The following is a 3,496-nucleotide window of genomic DNA, read 5'->3' on the forward strand; positions in this document are numbered from 1 at the left end:
GCTAGTCCTGCGCCGCCAGCAACGGCCCGATCACCCGAAGAGCCACTTCCACAAAGCGTGCATCGAGGGGGTCGCGGCCACGGAAGGCGAGATCGTAGTAGGGGTTCGCCCCCTCTCCGCCGCCACTCCACTCGTTGCCGTTCCACTGCTCCACGGCGGCCTTCAGCGCCGCCTCCTCGCCCTTTTTCTGCAACTGCTCCACATAGCGCAGGGCGGTGCGCGGAAACAGCGGCAGCGGTTCGCGCAACCCTTCGGCGTAGAGGTGCAGCAGTTCCTCCAGCAGCGCGGCGGGATCGGCCACCGGGCCGAGGACGAAGGCGTGGTCCTCCGCCTCGAAGCGGGAGACGCGGGCCACCGCTGAGGGGGCGCTCAGGTGCAGCGCCAGGTGTTCGATCCATAGGGCGAGGCGATCCTCGGCCTTCAGTTTGGCGGGCCGGTAGCGCAGCAACCCCTGGCCGGTCACCCCGCGCAGCCAGCCGGTGAGACGCAGGCCGGCCCCCTCGAAAAGCAGCTCCAGCGGCGCCAACGGCTCGGCCCGCTGCGCCCGCAACGCCTCCGCCCACTCCCCGAGGCGTCCGCTCCAGTCGTCCAGCTCCAGGCGCCCGAAGGGCGCCGGGGGAAGGTCGCCACGGGCCAGGGCGGCCGCCCTCAACGCATCGGGATCGGCACCGTCGATCAGTCCCTCCAGCAACCCCTGCTTGAGGCCGAAGCCCTGCAGGGCGTCGAGGGCGAAGGTCTCCTCATCCTCCAGCCCGTCCTCGGCCCGCTCCAGTGCCACCCCGAGCCGCTCGCGCAGCAGGAAGCGGGCGGGGTTGCGGAAGAAGCGGATCAGCCGCTCCAGGTCCACCTCCCGCCAGGACGCCTCCGGCTCGGGCAGCGCTTCGGCGAGAAACGGCCCCGTCCCCTCGCCTCCCTCCAGCCACTCCGCGGCATAGCTGAAGAGCCGCGGATCGTCGGCGAAATAGCGGGGACTGAAGGGTTGCAGCGGGTGTTCGGTGACCACTTGGTCGCGGACCGCGCCGCCGCCCACCACCGCGAAACCCCGCTCCACCGTCTCCAGCAGCTCGCTCACCAGCACCGAGGGGACCTTCAGGGCGTTGTCGCGGATGTCGTGGCCGACGTAGGAGAGATAGAACACCTCGCGGGCAGAGAGCAGCGCCTCCAAGAACAGGTAGCGGTCGTCCTCGCGCCGGGAACGGTCGCCCAGACGGGGCTCGGCAGCCATCAGGTCGAAACCCGGGGGGCGCTGGTTGCGCGGGTAGTCGCGGTCGTTCATCCCGAGCAGGCAGACCACCCGGAAGGGGATGCTGCGCATCGGCACCATGTTGCAGAAGGAGACCCGGCCGGTGAGGAAGCGCTGATGGCCGCCCGGCTGCGCCAGCGCGTCGGCCAGATGTTCACGCACCACGGCGAGCTCCAGGGGCTCGCGGTAGCCGGCCTGACGGCAGTGGAGGCGCAGGGCGTCGAGGGCCTCACGGACCGTCTGCAGGGCGGCGGCCTCCTCCTCGTCGGGCGCGAAAAAGGTGTCGACGAGGGCATTGAGCAGCCCCGGCCACTCCTCCGGCGAGGCGGGCAGGGCGAGCCGCCGGCGCCAGCGGTCGAGCCGCTCGATCAGCGCCGCCAGGGCCCCCAGGTGGCGCGCCTCGCCCCCCTCCACGTCGGGGTAGGGGAGGTATCCCCCCACCAGCGGCGCGGCGGCCCCGTCGGCCGGCGGCATGGCATACCCGAGGAGCAGCCGGTCGAGGCCGAAGCGCCAGGAGTTGCCCTCATCGCCCGGCAGGCCGAGGGCGGTCCGCTGCGCGCCGTCGAGCCCCCAGCGCACCCCCGCCTCGGCCACCCAGGTGCGGATCCGCTCCACCGCCCCCTCGTCCAGGCGCAAGCGGCGCATCACCGCCGGACTCTCGACCAGGGCCATCACCTCGGAGGCGGTGAAGCGGGCGCGGGGCAGCTCCAGCAGGGCGAGCAGCGACTGCAACACCGGCTGCCCCGCCCCCTGGCGGCGGTCGGCCACCGACCACGGGATGAAGCGCTCCGCGGGTGCCGCGCCGAACACCGCCTCCACCAGCGGCGCATAGACGTCGATGTCCGGGGCCATCACCACCACCTCCCGCGGGGTCAGGCCGGGCAGCCGTTCGAACAGGTCGAGCAGCCGGTCGTGGAGGATCTGCACCTCGCGCATCGGACTGTGGGCGACGTGGAGCTGGAACGAGCGGTCGTCGGCGGCCAGCGGCATCACCGGCTCACCGTCGCCGCCGCGGCGCTGGAGGAAGAGGATGTCGAGCTGCAGCACCCCGAGCAGGGTGGCGGGATCCGGCGGGGCGAAGAGCTCCTCGTCCGCGCAGGGGTAGTGGTGGAGCTGTTCCAGGAACTCCCGCCCCTGGCCGCCCATGGAGGCGAGCAGCGGGTTGCCCACACTCAAGTGCTCCGCCTCCGCCGCGCGGCCGTGTTGGCGCCACAGGGCGCGCAGGCGCGCCTGGCGCTTCTCGTCGGCGATGTCGCCCCAGTAGTTGAGGCTCGGATTGAGCACCAGCAGATGGACCTCGGTCACCGCGGCCACCCGCGCCAGCACCTCCAGATAGGCCGGGGCCAGCGCGGTGTGGCCGAAGAGAAAGATCCGCCGCGGCAGCCGGGCGGGATCGAGGGCGCCGCTGGAGGACTTGTCGCGAAAGCGGGCGAGCAGCCGGGCGCGGTGCAGCGGTTCCCCGCCCCCGCCCACCTCCACCAGCCGCCGCCACAGCTGCGCCTGCCAGTGCGTCTCCTCGCCCCGCTCCCAGGCCTCGATGAAATCGGGGCGGTAGACCAGATACTGGTCGAACAGATCGGCGATGCGCCGCGCCAGCTGATAACGGCGTAACGCCGCGTCGCCGACGGCCAGATAGCGCTGGAGCGGCTCGAAGCCGGGGCGGTCGAGGAGTGCCGGCAGCTCACCCGATACCCGCCAGAGCAGGGTATCGCGGTCGAACCCGGTGTGTTCCGGCACCTCGTCGAGCTGGTCGCGAAAGAGCTGCCAGACGAAGCTGGCGGGGAGCGGGAAGGCGAGGTTGGCGGCGATCCCCGCCCGCTCCGCCAGCCGCTGCGAGAGCCAGCGCGCCATCCCCTGGTTCTGCACCAGGATCATCTCATCGGCCAGCGGATCGCCCAACGGCTCCCCGGTCAGCGCCACCAGCCGGTCGAGGAGCCGCTCCAGGCGGTTGCTGTGGTAGAGGTTGAGCATCGTCGGAAGAGAAGAATTGGACAGGATTGACAGACCCGATTCCAAAAATGTGCATCGGCACCGTGGGGAGGGGGCCGACGTCTGGTTACGACGCTCTGCGTCGTGACCGGCCACCTTGGACGCTCTGCGTCCTGCAGCGCCGACGTGGAGCGTCCAGGAGAAAAACCGTGCCGGCGTGGAGGCCGAGGTTACCACGCGGAGCGTGGTAACCAGAGGGGGGGACCGGACAAAGAAAAAGGGACCCGTCTGTCTGGTTACGACGCTCTGCGTCGTAACCGGCCA

The 3,496-nt window shown here is 71.3% G+C and carries 1 protein-coding gene; it reads right to left on the bottom strand.

Features of this window, described 5'->3' with window-relative positions:
• Window position 1 precedes the first annotated feature (1 nt).
• The gene (gene recC, locus ACYQ2W_RS25635; protein WP_459873797.1) at window positions 2–3,214 is read right to left on the bottom strand and encodes an exodeoxyribonuclease V subunit gamma; all 3,213 of its coding nucleotides are present in this window, start codon (window positions 3,212–3,214) and stop codon (window positions 2–4) included.
• Between the last annotated feature and the right edge of the window lie 282 nt (window positions 3,215–3,496).

This window comes from Endothiovibrio diazotrophicus (assembly GCF_054657215.1).

Bases quoted from the DNA above. Each gene is read 5' to 3' on its own strand.
- recC (WP_459873797.1), bottom strand. From the start codon at position 3,214: ATGCTCAACCTCTACCACAGCAACCGCCTGGAGCGGCTCCTCGACCGG.